General features: G+C 70.0%; 18 protein-coding genes. 5 read left to right on the plus strand and 13 right to left on the minus strand.

Annotation, left to right across the window (positions count from 1 at the left end):
* Positions 1-7: 7 nt before the first annotated feature.
* From WMF39_RS06130 to WMF39_RS06150, 5 genes are all read right to left on the minus strand, one after another.
* Positions 8-583 carry a BREX protein BrxB domain-containing protein gene (locus WMF39_RS06130; protein WP_437744607.1) on the minus strand — a complete coding sequence of 192 codons (576 nt, stop codon included), beginning with the start codon at positions 581-583 and terminating at the stop codon, positions 8-10.
* A complete protein-coding gene (locus WMF39_RS06135) occupies positions 580-1,365 on the minus strand; it encodes a BrxA family protein (protein ID WP_437744608.1) in 786 nt (261 codons plus the stop codon). The genes WMF39_RS06130 and WMF39_RS06135 overlap by 4 nt, the downstream gene beginning before the upstream one ends.
* Positions 1,362-1,928 (minus strand): BrxE family protein, encoded by a 567-nt coding sequence (locus WMF39_RS06140; protein ID WP_437744609.1) that lies wholly within the window; start codon positions 1,926-1,928, stop codon positions 1,362-1,364. Before WMF39_RS06140 ends, WMF39_RS06135 begins: the two co-directional genes overlap by 4 nt.
* Positions 1,925-2,134, minus strand: coding sequence for a helix-turn-helix domain-containing protein (locus tag WMF39_RS06145; protein WP_437744610.1), 210 nt, complete (start codon positions 2,132-2,134; stop codon positions 1,925-1,927). The genes WMF39_RS06140 and WMF39_RS06145 overlap by 4 nt, the downstream gene beginning before the upstream one ends.
* A gap of 111 nt (positions 2,135-2,245) precedes the next feature.
* Positions 2,246-2,422: a hypothetical protein gene (locus tag WMF39_RS06150; RefSeq protein ID WP_437744611.1), complete on the minus strand. Its 177-nt coding sequence runs from the start codon at positions 2,420-2,422 to the stop codon at positions 2,246-2,248.
* Positions 2,423-2,974: 552 nt separating this feature from the next.
* On the opposite strand from WMF39_RS06150, the gene WMF39_RS06155 reads away from it, so the two are divergent.
* Positions 2,975-3,820, plus strand: coding sequence for a hypothetical protein (locus WMF39_RS06155; RefSeq protein ID WP_437744612.1), 846 nt, complete (start codon positions 2,975-2,977; stop codon positions 3,818-3,820).
* A gap of 203 nt (positions 3,821-4,023) precedes the next feature.
* Here the strand turns inward: WMF39_RS06155 and WMF39_RS06160 are convergent, their stop codons facing one another.
* From WMF39_RS06160 to WMF39_RS06180, 5 genes are all read right to left on the minus strand, one after another.
* The gene (locus WMF39_RS06160) at positions 4,024-5,145 is read right to left on the minus strand and encodes a hypothetical protein (protein ID WP_437744613.1); all 1,122 of its coding nucleotides are present in this window, start codon (positions 5,143-5,145) and stop codon (positions 4,024-4,026) included.
* Positions 5,146-5,293: 148 nt separating this feature from the next.
* Positions 5,294-6,346, minus strand: coding sequence for a hypothetical protein (locus WMF39_RS06165; RefSeq protein WP_437744614.1), 1,053 nt, complete (start codon positions 6,344-6,346; stop codon positions 5,294-5,296).
* An 83-nt stretch (positions 6,347-6,429) separates the two neighbouring features.
* Positions 6,430-7,878, minus strand: coding sequence for a sigma factor-like helix-turn-helix DNA-binding protein (locus WMF39_RS06170; protein WP_437744615.1), 1,449 nt, complete (start codon positions 7,876-7,878; stop codon positions 6,430-6,432).
* A gap of 389 nt (positions 7,879-8,267) precedes the next feature.
* The gene (locus WMF39_RS06175; protein ID WP_437744616.1) at positions 8,268-9,161 is read right to left on the minus strand and encodes a hypothetical protein; all 894 of its coding nucleotides are present in this window, start codon (positions 9,159-9,161) and stop codon (positions 8,268-8,270) included.
* Positions 9,162-9,526: 365 nt separating this feature from the next.
* On the minus strand, positions 9,527-10,219 hold the full coding sequence (locus tag WMF39_RS06180) for an O-methyltransferase (RefSeq protein WP_437744617.1): 693 nt from the start codon (positions 10,217-10,219) through the stop codon (positions 9,527-9,529).
* A 211-nt stretch (positions 10,220-10,430) separates the two neighbouring features.
* On the opposite strand from WMF39_RS06180, the gene WMF39_RS06185 reads away from it, so the two are divergent.
* Both WMF39_RS06185 and WMF39_RS06190 read left to right on the plus strand, forming a co-directional pair.
* Positions 10,431-11,387, plus strand: coding sequence for a LysR family transcriptional regulator (locus tag WMF39_RS06185; RefSeq protein WP_437744618.1), 957 nt, complete (start codon positions 10,431-10,433; stop codon positions 11,385-11,387).
* A gap of 207 nt (positions 11,388-11,594) precedes the next feature.
* Positions 11,595-12,659: an NAD(P)-dependent alcohol dehydrogenase gene (locus WMF39_RS06190; RefSeq protein ID WP_437747950.1), complete on the plus strand. Its 1,065-nt coding sequence runs from the start codon at positions 11,595-11,597 to the stop codon at positions 12,657-12,659.
* Between the two features lie 34 nt (positions 12,660-12,693).
* Here WMF39_RS06190 and WMF39_RS06195 read toward each other — a convergent pair whose 3' ends face one another.
* Complete coding sequence (locus WMF39_RS06195; protein ID WP_437744619.1) at positions 12,694-13,653, minus strand: LysR family transcriptional regulator; 960 nt, start codon at positions 13,651-13,653, stop codon at positions 12,694-12,696.
* A 149-nt stretch (positions 13,654-13,802) separates the two neighbouring features.
* On the opposite strand from WMF39_RS06195, the gene WMF39_RS06200 reads away from it, so the two are divergent.
* The gene (locus WMF39_RS06200) at positions 13,803-14,342 is read left to right on the plus strand and encodes a hypothetical protein (protein WP_437744620.1); all 540 of its coding nucleotides are present in this window, start codon (positions 13,803-13,805) and stop codon (positions 14,340-14,342) included.
* Complete coding sequence (locus WMF39_RS06205; RefSeq protein ID WP_437744621.1) at positions 14,339-15,766, plus strand: MFS transporter; 1,428 nt, start codon at positions 14,339-14,341, stop codon at positions 15,764-15,766. The genes WMF39_RS06200 and WMF39_RS06205 overlap by 4 nt, the downstream gene beginning before the upstream one ends.
* A 37-nt stretch (positions 15,767-15,803) precedes the next feature.
* Here the strand turns inward: WMF39_RS06205 and WMF39_RS06210 are convergent, their stop codons facing one another.
* Together WMF39_RS06210 and WMF39_RS06215 are read right to left on the minus strand one after the other, a co-directional pair.
* A complete protein-coding gene (locus WMF39_RS06210; protein ID WP_437744622.1) occupies positions 15,804-16,418 on the minus strand; it encodes a DNA-3-methyladenine glycosylase I in 615 nt (204 codons plus the stop codon).
* A complete protein-coding gene (locus tag WMF39_RS06215) occupies positions 16,415-16,711 on the minus strand; it encodes a YciI family protein (RefSeq protein ID WP_437744623.1) in 297 nt (98 codons plus the stop codon). Before WMF39_RS06215 ends, WMF39_RS06210 begins: the two co-directional genes overlap by 4 nt.
* Positions 16,712-16,769: the final 58 nt, after the last annotated feature.

Consider the following 16,769-nt stretch of genomic DNA (forward strand, 5'->3'; position numbering starts at 1 on the left):
GTAGTCCTCAGAAGATCTTCGGGCGGTAATTGTGCTCCGCATCGAGCACGCCCATGAAACGCAGACCTGCCGCGCCATCGAGGTCGCCGGGGTAGAAGAGAACGGTCGGGACGTGGACCCGTCCCTGGAGCTGTTCGAGGAGCGAGAAGGTCCGGTACACCGGGAACAGGGCGCCGGTACGGAGGATGAAGACCACGTCACGCAGGGGATCCGGGGCCTCTGGCATGCGCGCGGCGACGAGGTCGACGAGCGGCGAGTACTCGGACAGGATCGAGTGAACCGTCTCGACGAGGGTCTCGATCCCCTGTTCGCGCTCGGCGGTGAACCACTCCTCCAGCGGGCGCTGCGAGCGCATCGCCTCGTCCAGACACTCCGCGAGCGAGATCCGCTTCACGCGTTTGCCCTTCTGGTCGAGGCGCGTCTCGAGCAGCGTCACTTGTTTGCGCAGTTCGAACTCGTCCTCGGGATCGTAGCGGAACAGGGCGTACGGCATGTCATGGTACGCGCTGATGCGCTGCCGGGGGTCGGGCAGATCGAGGACTGGCTCGAGGCTGTGTGTGATGCGGTGTTCGAGGTCGCTCATGCAACCATCCTCTCGGCGTACTCGCGGGTGCTCGTGCACGGCAGGGAGAGCTGCACGAGGCTGCCGGCGACCTGGTATTCGAGCTTGCGGTACTGGTGGAGCCGCAGGAGCTCGTGTTCGACATCAGCGGGGCGCATCAGGAAGAGGCGCCAGTCGGGCGACGAGACGAGCCTGCTCGGGCTCCGCTTCTCGTCGCGCATCGCGTGAAGCAGGTACAGGAAGCTCCGCTCCGGCAGGTGGAACGAGACGAATTCCTTGGCGATGGAGCCGCGCAGCAGGCCGAAGTCGACGGCCATCTTGAGGAGGCCCGCTGCCACGCGCTTGGTGGTCTGCTCGGACCACGCGTGCTCCGTAGTGCCGCCCCGCTTGCCGATGTCGCCCAGGTACTTCTCTACGTCCTCGGTGCGGACGCGGAAGGTCCCTGCGTCGTACGCAGCGAAGAGCCACGTCTCGATGAAGTCGCGTACGAGGAACTCGTCGCGGGTCATGTGCCAGAGGAGCAAGGGTTTCCACTCATCGATGGGCAGCCCGTGCTTCGCCAGCACGGCGAGGGGACGGTCGCGCCCTTCCGGATCGAAGCGACGGTTCAGTACCCAGGCGATGTCGCGAAGCCAGGTCGCGCTGCTTGCGCCGATGAAGTTCTCCTGCCTCAGGCGATCGAGGTTCTCGCGCTTCGAACGCTCGAAGTCCCACGCCGCAAACACGGTGTAGGTCTCGTCGATCATCGCGCCCTTCACGACGGTGAAGGACGATGCGACGTTCGCACGCGAGGACGACTTCATGCGTCGGCCCTTCGCGCGTAGGGGACGGCGAGCGCGCCGGGTTCTCCGCGGGCGAAGCCGAGGGCGAGGAGCGCCACGTCGTCGTCGCTGCCCGAGAAGGGGCTGGGCAACGGTACGGCGCGGCCCTCTGCCGAGCGACGGAGGCGGGCATAGGCTTCGAGATCGCGATCGGACACGACCTCGTAAGCGCGCAGAATACTTGTGAGGTCCGAACCCGACAGCGTCTCAAGCTTCTCGAAGAACGGGGTCCACTCGCTGGCGTTGTCGAGCCAGTGTTCCCAGCGCGCGGCGAACTCCTCCTCGAGTGCCTCGGGAAGCCGCCAGAGCGTGGCGCTGCCCGGGGGCTGGAAGACTTCCGCGCACCGTTGAGCAGCGACTGCGAACACCGAGCGTGCTTGCGCGAAGCGATGCGTGCGCGGGAAGCCGCGCCGCAGGGCGGCGGATCCGAGGCGCCCGAGCTGGCCCTTGGTGTTCCACCACTTGGCGAGGTCCATCTCACCGAAGCGTGCGACCAGGAGGCGAAGCTTCAGCAGCCGATCGAGATCGAGCGCTGCTCCGGTCATCGGGTGCCCCCCTTCGTAGTGCCGTCGTGGGCATCGGCACTGCCAGCACGCACCCACTCGTCGACCTCGGAAAGCTGGAACTTCCAGAGACGTCCTATTTTGTGCGCCGGCAGGCTCCGCGTCTCGATCGATGGGTAGGCCGAGTCCTTCGCCACCCCAAGGTGCCTGGCGACGTCTTCCACCGAGGCCCAACGCTCTGTCGTCATCGGCTCCGCTCCGGTCGCGTGGAATCCCGTGTGCACCGGAGCACGCTACCCGGGCCGGGTTCTGCCAACAAGACCCGACTAGAGTCGAGAAGAACAGGTGTGGCTCGGAACCTACCCGCGCCGGATGACGGACGCGCACACCTCCCGCTGCGGGGCCCACGTCCCCGCGTGGGCCACCGATCGGGCGGGCCGCTCGGCCATCGGCTCTGCGCCGTCGGCGGCTTCGAGCGCACGGACGGCGTCTTGAAGATTGGGCGCGAGGAGGAGCAAGTCGAGCGGGCGCGTCATCTGCGCCCGCGTTAGCCCCAGCTAGCGTGCGCCCGCGTTAGCCCCAGCTAGCGCGCCACGGCGGCGCGACCCGCGTGAGGTTCCGGTCGATGGCGCCCTGGAGGTGGCGTGCGAGGGCAAGCATGCAGGCGACCTGCGCGATGCTCGCCGTGCTCGGCCTGAGCCTGTCGGACATCCTTCCCGACCCATCTGGGGCACCCGGCCCGCCCATCCGGACAAGGGGCGGACTCGTCTGGACATCCCCGTCGCCCATCCGGACAAGGGGCGGACCCATCTGGACATCCCCGTCGCCCGTCTGGACATCCCCCCGCGCATCTGGACAGCGGGTGGGGTCATCTGGACATCCCCCCGCGCATCTGGACAGGGGGTGGGGTCATCTGGACATCCCCGTTGCCCATCTGGACATCCCACCCCGCGCGCCTCGCCTCCCGGCTCCCCCCACCCCCGTCCAGACCCTGCTCCGCGCTGGACGTCCCCACGACCGAGCTCATCCTTGCCGCTTTGCGTCGTGCCCCGAGGGGCGCGGGTCGCAGGAGGAGGGGTCAAGCAGTCATGGCAAAGCAAGGACAGGACTTCGATCGCTGGGTCAAGGTCGCCGCCGGGTCGGAGCGGACCGACAACCCGCTGAACATTCCGTACGACATCGCCGTGCGCGAGGCGGTTGCCGCCGCGGCGTTCGTGAAGAAGTACTGGGAGCCCGACGGCGATCGCCCGGGCCTCAAGCGGGTCAAGAGCCGCCTGCCCGCCTCGAGCAGCGAGGAGCTGCTCTCCATCGTGCACGCCGTGCAGGAGGCGCAGACGCGGCTGCTCCTCATCGTCGATCCGGCCGTGGCCGATCTCGGAGAGCGCGCCCGGTTCGTCGTCGATGAGCTCGAGTCGGCGCTCGAGTTCCTGCTCGACGACGACGTCGACGAGCCCGCCGACGCGCAGCTCGCGCGCATCAAGGAGTTCCACGCGCAGGACGGCCAGCGCTCGAGCGCCCTCTCCCAGGCGCTCCGCGATTACGCGGGGCTCGCGGAGTCGCTCAAGGACCGCCTGGTCGAGGCGGACGAGGCGTTCGACGTGCGCCTCATCGCCGAGGCCAGGAAGCTCGCGGAGGATCTGCAACGGCGGGCGCTGGAAGCGGCCCCCGAGGCCGGCGCCTCGGCCGCCGCGACCACGATCCGCAACCAGCTCCTGCACCTCATGGTCGGGCGCGTCGGCGCCATCCGGAAGATCGCGGCCCACGTATTCCGGCGCCACCCCGAGATCGCCCGTGAGGTGACGAGCGCCTACGAGCGGCGCCGGCGTGCGGTGGCGCGGCGCGAGAAGGCCCGCAAGGCCGCCGAGGCCGGACAGGCCAACGGCAAGCCGGCGGCGGCGCCCGCGCCCGCGACCCCCGCGCCCGCGACCTCCTAGACATCGGCCGGCGGTCGGCCGCCGTCATCCCAGCCGGTTCGCCGTCCGCGCGGAAACTGCGCTCCGCGGCGCGTTCGCCCCCATTCACCATCGCCCATCGCCGTTCGCAGCCATCTGAGACGACGCCGCCGGTTTTGGGGGCGCCGGTAGCCGGTCGTTGCGCCGGGCCGCGGCTCCGCCGGGCGGCGGCGGCTCCGGCGAGCTCAGGCGATGCAGCAGAACGTGGACGGCTCGGCCGGCTGGAGCTCGCCGACGGGCTCGCCGCCCTGCGGTGCGCACGCGCCCGGCTCCACCGCCACGACCGCGGCCGACTTGCTTCCCAGGCCGACGCCGGGCGGTGTCACCCCGCAGAACGGAACGCTGGAGTCGACGAGGGTCGATGCGACTAGGTCCGTGCATGCCGCGTCGCGGTACACGGACGCCATGATCGTGCACGAGGCGCCGGTCGGCTCGCCGCAGCTGCATGGAGTACAGTCGCGGCCGTCGAGCACGTCTTTATAGAAGACATGCCTCTGGGCGTAGCCCTTCGGACACTCGGCTTCGCCCTCGTGGTAGACGCAGGTCAGGAACCCGGGCGGCGCTGCCGGCGCGCACGTGGTCGCGTTGGCGCACGCGGTGTGCGCCCCGGCGACGCAGGCCCTCGCGCGCGTCGCCCACAAGAGCGCGTTCTGGGGGATGGGCTGCGGGGCTTCGATGCGGGGCGTACATGCGCCGGCCGCGATCGAGGGCGCCGCGATCGTCAGCGACTGCACGCAGGGCTCGCCGTTGCAGTCCTGATCGGCAGGGATCGCGCTCCCGGCGGTGCAGGCGCCGTCCCATGCGTCGGGCGCGGCGAACGGCGTTGCGACGGCGTCGGGTTCGTCGCCGGGGCACGAGGAGGACGATGCGGCCCACGCGGTGGGGAGCGAACACGAGACCTCGGGCGGGTCGCACGCGCAGGTCGGGCACGTCTTCGGCACCTGCTGGAGATCGGCGAAGCCCTCGTAGCCGATCGTCGGCGCGTCGGCGGGGCAATCGGGGGCGGCCTCCGGCGGGCCGAACCAGAGGAGCGCCGGGCCGGACCAGCCGAGCGGGGCGGGGGAGACGCACTGGCCGGAGCACAGCGCGCTGTGCTCCTCGCCGCCAGCGCCGCCCTGTCCGCCAGCGCCGCCCTGACCGCCGCCGTCACCACCACCGCCCTGGCCGCCGTCGCCGCCGTACTTCTCACACCACTCAGGGTAGAGGACGCGCTCTTCGTCCGAACATGGGCCCTCAATGACGATGGGGGCTTGGGTGCAGCTCGCGGTCAACAGGACGCCTGCGAGGGCAAAGCTCGGAACGCGCATGCGTTGTACCCTATTGGAATGATGGCCCTGAGCGCAAGGCGGCTGTCGCCCCGCGGGCCTGGCGCGCGCTGAGCATTCCCTCGGTCGTGAAAAGTTTCTCATTCTTGTCACCTTGGGGGACGGCGGATATCTCTGCCGCCGGACCTCCTCATAGGTTCAGTTCGAGACCGATCCCGAACGCCGCACCGAGCGCGGGAGCGCTCCAGATTGCGCGCTCTGCTTCGGCGATGCCTCCACGGCGGAGGAGTGACGCATCGATCGTGCGCTGAACCGCCTCGGCACTTCCGTACCCAGAGAGGCCCTCTGACAGCGGCCACCTGACGCCGGCTCGCGCACCGATTCCGGCACGAAGATTCAGCAGCATTCTCGCGAGCCTTGGAGCGTCGGGCACGACACGGAGCACGCCGAGCTCTCCGACCCCGCACGCGAAGAGAAGCTGCCGGTGAAGGCACAGGGCAGCGTTCGCGGTGAGCGCCGATGATGCCACGCGCACGCCCTCTATTTTTGTCGACAGCGACGAGAGCCCGCGGGCTTCCAGCGCGACCGACCATGCCGGCCAGCGTCCCGTGACCGCCAACGTCGGTCCAACCGCAACGCCGGGCGTCAGCCCCAGCGCCATCGTGGCGCCGGCGCCAACGCTCCACCGGAAGCGCTCCGCCGCAGCTTGCTCCGCGCGGTGGCGGGGTGGTGCCCGCACGGATGGCAGCTCGCGCGCGGGCGGCGCCTCGTTCGGCGGCGGCGCCGGCTGTCCCGCGCACGGGCGCTCGGGGGAGCACGGCGCTTCCGCCGGCATCGCCGGCTCTCCCCGCGGGGCCGGCGCTGCCTGCGGCGGCGGGAGCTCGCCCGTCTCGTCGAGCTGCACCGCGATCGACAGGGCCACCGTCGAAACCAGCGCCTTGCAGTCGCCGCGCGCCCTGTAGCCGTCGGTCCAGATCACCACGCCGCGGCGATCGCGCAGGTATATCGACGCGATGAGCTCGCGCTGCCCTTGTTCTATCGACACCGCCATCGTGAGCGGAGCCTCCGCGTCGAAGGGGTCGAAGCCCATGCGCCGGGCGATCTCCGCGCGCAGGAACCGCTCGTCGGGGCAGCGCTCGGTGCCTGGAGCGCGCGTGAGCTCGATCCGCACGTGGGCCCGGCGCGGTCCGGAATCAGCCCGGACCGGCGCGGCCGCGAGCTGCGCGGCAAGGGCCGCGACCATCGAAGCGAACGCTGCGCACCATGCCCGCTTTCCCCGTCGCGGGGCGCGCGACGCGACGCGCGCGTGAAGCGGCGGTTCTGCGCTCATCGCCGCTCGTGCCCCGCCGTGCCGCCGGTCGTCGTCACCGGCAGCGCCTCCGCCCTCGACCGAAGCCGCTCGCGCAGCAACGTCAGCCGGCTCCGTGGAAACCGCTGCGCGTGCGCATCGATGTGCTTCAGGGCGGCGCCGCGCTCGCCATGCAACAGCGCTTGCCTGGCCGCATCGAGCAGCGCGAGCTCCTCGTCGAGACGATCCTGGCTCTGGTCTGGGGGCGCCGGGGCGTGCCTCGATCCAGCGGGCTTGCGCTGGCCTGGCCCATCGGTCGTCCGTGCCGCGGGCGCTCGGGGGCTCTGGGTGTCGGCGGAGCGCGTGGCGTCGTCGGGGCGCGGCGCTTCACCGAGAACGCCTTGGGGTCGTGGCTCCGGCGTCGGGGCTGGATGAGTGCTTCGGGCGACGACGATGGGTATCGCGGCCGGGCCCAGGTGGCGCGCCCAGTCGACCGGTGCTCGAGCGAGCCAGGCGGCCAGGAGCAGGCCACCGGCGACGCCTGCCGCACCCCACCCGAGCGCCGGGCGAAGGGCCCGGGGGGTCGCGCGCGCGAGCCGCGCGAGGCGTGCTCGCCACCGTGTCCCATCGACCCGCGCTCCGGCGCTCGGCGCGGCCGGGTCGCTCGCGGGCAGGATCGTCTCGCGGAGCGAACGCAACGAGGTCGCGGAGAACAGCGGGAGCACGAGGACGCTGGACCGGAGCGCCCGTCTCTCTTCGGGGCGCAGCCGCTTCTCGGCGGCGCGGTAGTCCCGGCGCGCGAGGCGCAGCCGGCTCGCGGCGGTGTGCTCGTTGAGCGAAAGGGCGCGCGCGATCTCGCGCATCGGGACATCGTACGCGTCGGCCAGGAGGAGGACGGCGCGGCGCTCGGGCGCGAGCTCCGACAGGAGGCGGATCGCGAGCGCGAGCCGCTCCTGCGCGGCGATGTGATGCTCGCTGCTCGCCGCGACGTCTGCCTGCTGGAAGCAAGCGGCGTCCGCGAGCCCTACAGGCACCTCGCGGCGCCGGTAGGCGCGCTCCAGGTGATGGCGGACCTGCCGCCAGGCGATCCCGAAGAGCCACGACGCCTCCGCCCTCCAGTGCTCGCCGAGGCGCTCCGGTCGCGCTGGATCGGGCATGCCCGTGGGTGTGCTGCGCGGCCGGGGAGGCGTGTCACCCGGTGCGCTGTCTGCGGCGACGACGGCGGCCTGCGCGGGCGCTGCGGCGTATCCCACGGTGTCTGGCGAGGCCACCAGGGCCGCGGCGCGCGCGCTGCTGGACCGCATCGGGTCGTACCGGGGGAAGCTGCGGTAGGCGCCCAGCAGGACGTCCTGGCACAGGTCGTCCAGGTCGTCCTCGGCGACCCCGAGGAACCGGAGCATACCAGGGAGGACATGAACCGCGGTTGTGTGCATGGATGTCCAGGCGCCGTGCTGGACCGGGTCGGCCGGAGGACGAGAAGGGCTCATGCTCAGAATTACGGGGCGTTTCTCGCAGCCGTCACAGAATCGGTCCGGGCCGAGGCCCCCTCCGACCCGATGCGGCCCCCCCTTCGACCCGGTGCGATCCCAGCTCGGACGAGGGGCGACCCCTCGACCGGGTGGGACGCCCGATGGGAGGGGAGCAGGTCCTCCAGCAGACCGGGGCGTCCATCTGCTGTGCGCCGCGTGGCGAACCTGCCCGACCCTCCGATCTTCCGGGAGTTCGATGTCGGCGCCCTGCGCCTCGAACGTCGTGATGTCACGATAGCGCGTGCGTGTGCTGGTTCCCCGTAAACGTGACGGCGGTGCGGGGACGATGACGTAGAAGGCGTGCCGGGCCGACGGGCCGAAATGCATGGATACCGGACCCGACTCGATCACCGACGCCGGGCAGCATCCTCAGCGGCCCACGATGCTCGTAGCAGCTGGATAGCCGACCGCGGACGGCTCGTCGGAGCGCACCGCGCGAGGATGCGCTTCCAGCCGTTCCGTGCGCTCGCCGCCTCCGCGACGATGTCTGCGACCTCGCTCGGATCCACCCGCTCTTCGGAGAGCCGCGCCGTCGCACCATACTCCGCGGCGAGCGCGCGGCGCTCGGCTGGGCCCTTGGCGCGCGCGAGGATGCACGCGTAGGCCTCGCACGAGTACGCGAACGTCTCGCGCTTGCGGTACTCGATGTCGAGGAGCCACTCCTTCGTCCGCGTCTCGCGAAGACCGACGGTCGCGCGCTTGCAGTTGTGGAAGATGTGCGCCGCCTCGTGAACGATGAAGTCGGCGAACGGATCGTCGTCCGCGAAGTACTCGACCGAGACATAGCAGGTCGTCCCCTCGCTCAAGCCAACGAGGCACGGCGCGTCCTCGCCGAGCAGATCCGCGCCGAGGCTCGCGAGGTACAGGTTGGCGAGCGTCCACGCCGAGCTGTCGTATCCATGCTCCAGCAAGAGCGGCTCGATGTTCTCGCTCGTGACGAACACGACCGACTTCTCGAGCGTCGCGAGCACCGCGTCCTGCTCGACCCGCGGGAACAGCCCCCGCACCATCGGCTCGACCTTGCCGCGCGTGATGGCGACGGCGTCGGCGTGCGGCAGGGATTCGTGCGCGAGTCCTTCGGCCCGCCGCCGCACCTCGCGAACGAGCGCGCCTCGGAGCTCCTCGTGGGCGCGGTTCGCACGCTCCATGAACTCGCCGGGCCACGCCGCGTTGTGTGGGTCGGTCTCGCCGGTGCGGAGGTACCGCTCGACCTCGTCGGCGGCGCTGGGCACGTTGCTCACCGGCGCATTCTACTCGGGCAGCGCTTCCGGGCTGGCAGCAATCGACGCGGACGGTGCGCGCCGGGTGGCCGCTTTTGTGGCAAGGCGGCTATTCGACCCGATGCCGCGCGCGCCGAGCTTCAGAAGGAGACCTTGCCCGCAGCAAACCCCGCGATGAGCGGCATGGAGAGCGCGCCGCCGTGCCAGCCCTGATGCTCCACGGGGGCCCGCCGCCGCGGCTACCGCGCTCTGCGCGTGTGGGTGCCGCGGCTGTTCCAGGACCGCGCCATCGCCCGCGCCGGCAGCTCGTACGGCGTGAGCGTTGCGGATCCTACGAGGGAACCCGGGTGGCCCCATGACCCTGCAACGTGCCTCGGCCAGGGTGCTCAACCCGTCTTGATCGTGAGCTCGTTGCCGCGTCCCGCGTCGAACGGGAGCGGCTGGGAGAGGTAGCCGTTCTGCGGGTTGCGCACGTAGTCGATATAGCCCGAGGCCTGCTCGAACGCGTTTTCGCCGATGATGATCGCGCCAGGCTTCAGATGCGGCTCGAGCAGCTTGAGAACGTCCAGGTAAAGGGTGAAGGCGCCGTCGAGCAACACCATGTCGATATCACCGTCGACACCCGACTTGAGGGTCTCTCGAGCATCACCGACCCGGAGCTCGACGAGACCGGACAGCCCGGCGGCGGCGACGTTCGCCCGCGCCCGCTCGACCTTGCTGGGCACAAGGTCGGTCCCGATCAAGCGGCCGCCGCCCATATCGCGCAGCGCGGTCGCCAGATAGATCGTGGAGATCCCCATCGAGGAGCCGAACTCCACGATGCACTTGGCCTTGCATGCGCGGGCACACATGTAGAGAAAACGTCCAAGATCCGGGGAGACATTGAGGAAATTCTCCGCGAACCCGCGATACGTGCCTTTCAGATCGTTGGCTTCGTCCTTGAGGAGCTGGGTGATCGTCTCTTCCCTGGTGGCCGCCTCGCTCGCTGCGCTGGCGGCCAGCGGCGCGTCGGCTGCCTCCGCTTCCCCATGAAGACGCTCGAGGACCTCTGCGACCTGGCCGTCGCTGATCGAATTCATATCTATAATCCCTTTCCTTCTGAATGAACGGCCATGCGTGCGACGCCTGGTCGTTGACTGGGTGACCAGGCGATTCCTTGCGACCTTCATGACCCTGCGTGATTGGTAACGTTTGACAACCGAGTCGTCCAGGACGATATTGGGCTCGATTTGAGACCTGCTGAGCATCGATGGGGGGCTGCGGCCAGCCCTGGGATCGAGGACCAAACCGATGGAACTCCGTCACCTGCGCTACTTCATCGCCATCGCCGAGGAGGAGAACTTCAGGCGCGCGGCAGAGACGCTGCACGTATCGCAGTCGCCGTTGAGTCGTCAGATGCAGCAGCTCGAGGAGGAGATCGGCGCGGAGCTCTTCGAGCCATCGGGACGCGGCGTGAAGCTCACGCCCGCCGGGCGGCTTCTCCTGGACAGAGCGAAGACGATCCTCTCAGACGTGCACGCTGCGGCGAAAGAGGCGCGGGAGACGGCCGAAGGCCAGATCGGGACGGTCACGATCGGCTTCGAGAGCGGCTCTGCGTATGTAGGGCCGTTGTCGACGATCCTCACGCGGTTTCGGGAGCAGGCGCCTCGAGTGAACGTGGAGCTCGTGCCCATGAGCAGCGCGCAGCAGTGGGACGCCTTGCGCGCGGGGCAGATCTCGCTCGGCTATGGGAACTACGTCCCGGATGACTCCTCGCTCCAGAGCGTCGTGCTTGCCCGGCATCGCCTGGGGATCATCGTGCCGGAGCAGCACCCTCTGGCGACCGAATCCATGATCAAAGTCAAGGACCTGGCGAACGAGCCCATGCTCATGGATCCGCGGAAGAGCAACCCTCGTTTGTATGACGACATCATCGCCGCCGTTCGCGCGCGCGGCGTGACCCTGAACGTGGCTTCGGAGATCCTCGACGGAGAAGCCCTGTTGACGCTCGTGGCGAGCGGCTTCGGATTGACCTTCGGCGCGGAACCCGCGGCGCCCTTCCTCGCGGTCGGCACCGCGATCTGGAAGCCGGTCAGCGATCTCGGTCTGGAGATGCGCAACATTGCGATGTGGCGGCCCGACGCGCAGTCTGTCCTGCTCCGACCGCTCGTCGACCTGGTACGTGAATTCGGCGCCGCGCTTCGCGATCGGGAGATGGGACCGCGCAGACAGGAGAGCGAGCGCCGGCGGCGACGGCGACGCGGCTAGAAACAACGGGCCGAACGCTTCGAGGAGGGGGTCGCTCGGTGCACTGCCTGCTAAGTTTGCGTATTTGTTCGAATTTCTTCCCGTTTGGCGCTCTGGTTCACCGTCGACGCCGAGCGCATGATAGTGCTGCACGTGGCCCGGCAGCCGACGAGCGAGGCGGGCCTACCCTCCCTCTTCCAGGAGCTCAAGCTCTTCCAGGAGTTCAAGATGACCGTGAAAGCCTTTGGTGCCCATGCCGCCGACAAGCCGCTGGAAGCGCTCGACATCTTTCGTCGCGCCCCGGGCGACCACGATGTGCAGATCGACATCGCCTACTGCGGCGTCTGCCACTCGGACTTGCACACCGTCCGAGGTGAATGGGCGGGCACGCTCTATCCGTGCGTTCCTGGGCACGAGATCGTGGGGCGGGTGTCCGCTGTGGGGGCCCAGGTATCTCGCTTCAAGAAGGGCGAGCTGGTCGGCGTCGGTTGCATCGTCGACAGCTGCGGCCGCTGCGCGTCCTGCACCGAGCACCTCGAGCAGTACTGCGAGAGGGGCATGACGCTCACCTACAACTCTCCGACCCCGGACGCCCCCGGGCACACGCTGGGCGGCTACTCCCAGCGGATCGTCGTCAACGACAAGCACGTGGTGAAGATCAGTCATCGCGAGGAACAGCTGGCGGCCGTGGCCCCGCTGCTCTGCGCCGGCATCACGACCTATTCGCCGCTTCGGCACTGGAACGCCGGGCCCGGCAAGAAGATCGGCGTGGTGGGCATCGGCGGGCTCGGCCACATGGGCGTCAAGCTCGCCCACGCGATGGGCGCGCACACCGTCGCGTTCACGACGTCGGAGTCGAAGCGGCAAGACGCCAAGGCCCTCGGCGCGGACGAGGTCGTGGTGTCGCGCAACGCGAACGAGATGGACCGCCACGCCGAGAGCTTCGATATGATCCTGAACACGGTCGCGGTGAGCCATGACCTTGACGCCTTTACGAGGCTGCTCAGGCGGGACGGCGCCCTGGTGCTCGTGGGCGTGCCGAAAGACGCCCACCCGTCGCCCACCGTCTTCAACCTCGTGCTCAAGCGGAGGACGATCGCTGGGTCGACGATCGGCGGCATCGCCGAGACGCAGGAGATGCTCGATTTCTGCGCGGAGAAGGGGATCGTCGCCGACATCGAGGTGATTCCGATCCAGCGGATCGAACAGGCGTACGAGCGGATGCTCAAGGGCGACGTCAAGTATCGCTTCGTCATCGACACCGCCAGCTTGGCCGTCGGGCCACAGCGGTAAGGCCATAGGTCATCGTCAACACTGAAGGGCGGCACTAGCCCCTTCGCCTCCTCCGTGGCTCGCGGCGCTGCCCAGCACGCCCGTTCCGCGCCGCCGTCTCTTCCCCGCCTGCCACGACCTCCCGCACGCTGTCGCGCAACCAGCGGTGAGCGGGGTCCGCGTCCAGCCTCGGGTGCCACAGCAACGAGACGGTGATCTCCGGCGCGGCGAAGGGCAGCGCGAAGCTGAACAGGCCGTCGCGCAGGCTCCTGGTGTGGTGATCCGGAACGGTGGCGATCAGGTCGGTCGCGCGCGCCAGGGCGATCGCCGTGGCGAACCCGCCGACGATGGTCACCACCTCGCGCGCCAGACCGAGCGCGGCCAGGCTCTCGTCGATGCGCCCCTTGGCCACGCCGCGCCGCGAGAACACGACGTGGCGTCCGGCGGCGTAGCGCGCGGGCGTGATCTTCGCGCGGCCGAGGGGGTGGTCGCTGCGCACGAGGCCGATGAAGCGGTCGCGGAACAGCGCCTGGGTGCGCAGCTCGGGGCTGGTGTCTTCGTCGACGACGCCCGTCTCGAGGTCGACAGCGCCCGTGCGCAGCGGCGCGCTGTCCTTGTCGGGCTTGGCCACGAAGCGCAGCCGGACGCCTGGCGCCTCGGCGCCGGTGCGCTCGATCAGGGCTGGACCGAAGCTCTCGACGAATCCCTCGCTGGTGCGCAGCGTGAAGGTGCGCACCAGGCGCTTCAGGTCGAGCTTCTCGGCCGGGCGCAGGACGGCCTCGGCGCCCTGCACCAGGTGGCTCACGCGCTCGCGCAGCTCGAGCGCGCGTGGGGTCGGCACCAGGCCGCGTCCAGCGCGCACCAACAGGGGGTCGTCCAGGGTCTCCCGCAGGCGCGCGAGCGCCCGACTCATCGCCGACGGGCTCAGGCTCAGGCGTCGGGCCGCGCCGGTGACGCTGCCTTCCGTGAGCAGCACGTCGAGCGTCACGAGCAGGTTCAGGTCGGGCAGCGACATGCCACCAGGCTAGCAGAGGTCGGGGCGAACCATGGCGTCATACGCACATAGTTGTTGCGATCGTTGCGCGTTCCGCAATCCGTGCCGGCGCTCTAGTTTCGACGTCGAAGGTCGGATCACCTCGATTCGAGCCGAGCCGGAGGCCACGCATGACCGAGAACGCCCTTGACCTGTTCGTCCATCGCACCCGCGCCAGCTGGGGACCGCTCAGCAGCGACCTTGTCGCCAGCTGTCGCGATCACCTGGAACAGCTGGCGAAGGCGCACGCCTCCGAGCCCTGGCTCGCGGCGCTTCACGAGGACGCGCCCGCGTCCAGGGAGCTCTACCGGGATGCGAAGCACGGCTTCGTGCTGCAGGCCCACACCGAGCAGCCCGGGCTTTACCGCCCGCCGCATGACCACGGTCGCGGCTGGGTGATTTACGCCCTGCAGCGCGGAGAGATCGCGATGTCGACCTACGCTCGCGTCGAGACCGGAGCCGGCGTCCAGCTGGTCAAGCGTGACGAGACGCTGCTGCGCGCCGGGCAGGCGCAGCTGTTCTTGCCGGGAGACATCCACGACACGCGCTGCGTCGCCGGCCCGGCGCTGCTGTTCCGCTTCACCGAGCGCGATCTCCGACAGGAAGATCAGGTCGCGCGGCGCGTGACCCGCTATGTCGAGCGCAACGGCGTCTGGACGGTGGGAACATGATGGCGCTGCGCACCTCGATCGCGGGCGCGCCCCTGCCGAGCGAGGCGCCCGAGCAGGCGGCTTCCGGTGTGCAGGGCCCGGCGCGCGCGGAGGCGATCGCGTGCGTGCTCGCGGCCATGGTGCTGGTGGTGCTCTCCGCGGGCATCGCCAACGTGGCGCTGCCTGCGCTGGCGCACGCGTTCCAGGTGACGCCCGCCGCGTCGGTGCGCGTCGTCAGCGCCTACCAGCTCGGGCTGGTGATGGCTCTGTTGCCGTGCGCCGCGCTGGGCGAGAGCCTGGGCTATCGCGCCGTGTTCACGGCAGGCGTCGGGCTGTTCACGGGCGCGTCGGTGCTGTGTGCGCTGGCGCCATCGCTCCACTGGCTGGTCGCCGCGCGCTTTTTGCAGGGGCTCGGGGGCGCCGCCGTGATGGCGCTCGGGGTGGCGCTGCTGCGCTTCGTGGTTCCGCAGGCGCAGCTGGCAGCCGCCATCGGCTGGAACGCGCTCGCCGTGGCGCTGTCCTCGGCCGCGGCGCCCACGGTCGGCGCCGTGCTGCTCTCGAGCGCAAGCTGGCCCTGGCTGTTCGCCGTCAATCTTCCGCTCGGCGTGGCGGTGCTGCTCGCCTCGCGCGGCCTCCCCGAGGTCCCCGGCACGGCGCGGGCGCTGGACGCGACAAGCATGGCGCTGAACGCGGGGGCCTTCGGCGCGCTGATCGCAGGCGCGGAGCTGCTGCCGGCGGCGCCGGCGCTCGGGGCCGGCCTGCTCGCCGCGGCCGCCCTGAGCGCGACGCTGTTGCTCCGCCGCGAGCTGCCGAAGGAGGCGCCCCTGGTGCCGCTCGACCTGCTGCGCAGCCGTTCGTTTCGCGTCTCCGTGATCGCGTCGGTCGCGTGCTTCGCGGGACAGGCCTCGGCGCTGGTCGCGCTGCCCTTCTATCTGCGGCACAGCTTTGGCCAAGAGGCTCTGAGCACCGGGCTGCTGATCACGCCCTGGCCGCTGAGCGTGGCCCTCCTGGCGCCCGTCGCGGGCCGCCTCGCCGACCGCATCTCGACGGCCTGGCTGTGCGCGACGGGCGCGGGGTGTCTCGCGCTGGGGCTCGCTGCGCTCGCGCTGTCGCCGGCGCACGGCAGCGCGCTTTCGCTGGTGCCGTTCGTGGCGCTGTGCGGCGCGGGCTTTGGCCTGTTCCAGGTGCCGAACAACCGCAACATGTTCCTCGCGGCCCCGCGCGCGCGGAGCGCCGCCGCGGGCGGCATGCAGGGCACCGCGCGGCTGGCCGGCCAGACGGCGGGCGCTGTCGTCATGACCTTGCTCTTCACGCTCATGCCAATCGATGCCGCGCCGCGCATCGGCCTCGGTATCGGTGCCGCGCTGACGCTGAGCGCCGGGATCGTCAGCGCGCTGCGTGCTGGCTCGCACCGCAGCCATGACGGTGGGCGGATGGGCAGATGAAAGCCGCGGTGTCCCCGACCGTGACGGGTACGAGCCGTCAGCGTCGGGGGCGCTTGAATCGCTCGCGCGAGCGCTCGACGTCTCCTCGGATGACGCAGCCCTCGACGTGATCGTTCACCAGCCCCATCGCCTGCATGAACGCGTACACCGTCGTGGGGCCGACGAACTTCCAGCCGAGCTTCTTCAGGTCCTTCGAGAGGGCGACCGACTCCGGTGACGTCGATACGGTCTGCGGGCGCGCGAGCCGCTCCGCGGCGGGCTCATAGCGCCAGACGAACGCCGCCAGCGAGCCCTCGCGCTCGACGAGCTCTCCGGCGCATCGAGCGTTGTGGATGACCGCCTCGATCTTGCCGCGGTGGCGGATGATCCGCTCATCTCCGAGGAGCCGTTCGACGTCTCGCCCGGTGAAGCGAGCGATCTCGTCGACGTCGAAGCCGTGGAACACCGCGCGGAAGCTCTCACGCTTGGCGAGGACGGTGCGCCAGCTCAACCCGGACTGGAAGCCCTCGAGGCTCAGCTTCTCGAACAGCCGGCGGTCGTCGCTGACAGGAAACCCCCACTCGCGATCGTGATAGTCGATGAACTCCGGCGCCGCGCCGGACCAGCGGCAACGCGCTCGACCGTCGGGTCCCACGATCGTCGCGGCGCTCATGGCGCGTCGCCTCGCAGGAACCCGAGCCGCTCGTCGACGCGAGACGGCGCGATCTCGAGGATCTCGGCGCTGACGACGCCCGCGGCGACGAACGGATCGCCGTTCACCCTGTCGCGGAGCTCGTCCATCGTGGTCCGATGCGCGAGGATCCCGCCGCCGCCGTGGGGCTTCAGGCTCCCGACCAGCACGAACACTCCTTCGTCGAAGCCACGCCGGATCCAGGCGTTGTGTTGCTCCATGTGCAGGCTGGCTTGACCCTTGTTGTCGGAGAATTTGAGAAGGACAAGAAACACGGCGCACGCTCCTGGGGTTACGGCTCACGTCTGCCGCGGGGGCGGCCACGTGTCGTCT

Source organism: Sorangium sp. So ce1504, from assembly GCF_051521635.1.
Classification (GTDB): Bacteria; Myxococcota_A; Polyangia; order Polyangiales; family Polyangiaceae; genus Sorangium; species Sorangium cellulosum_B.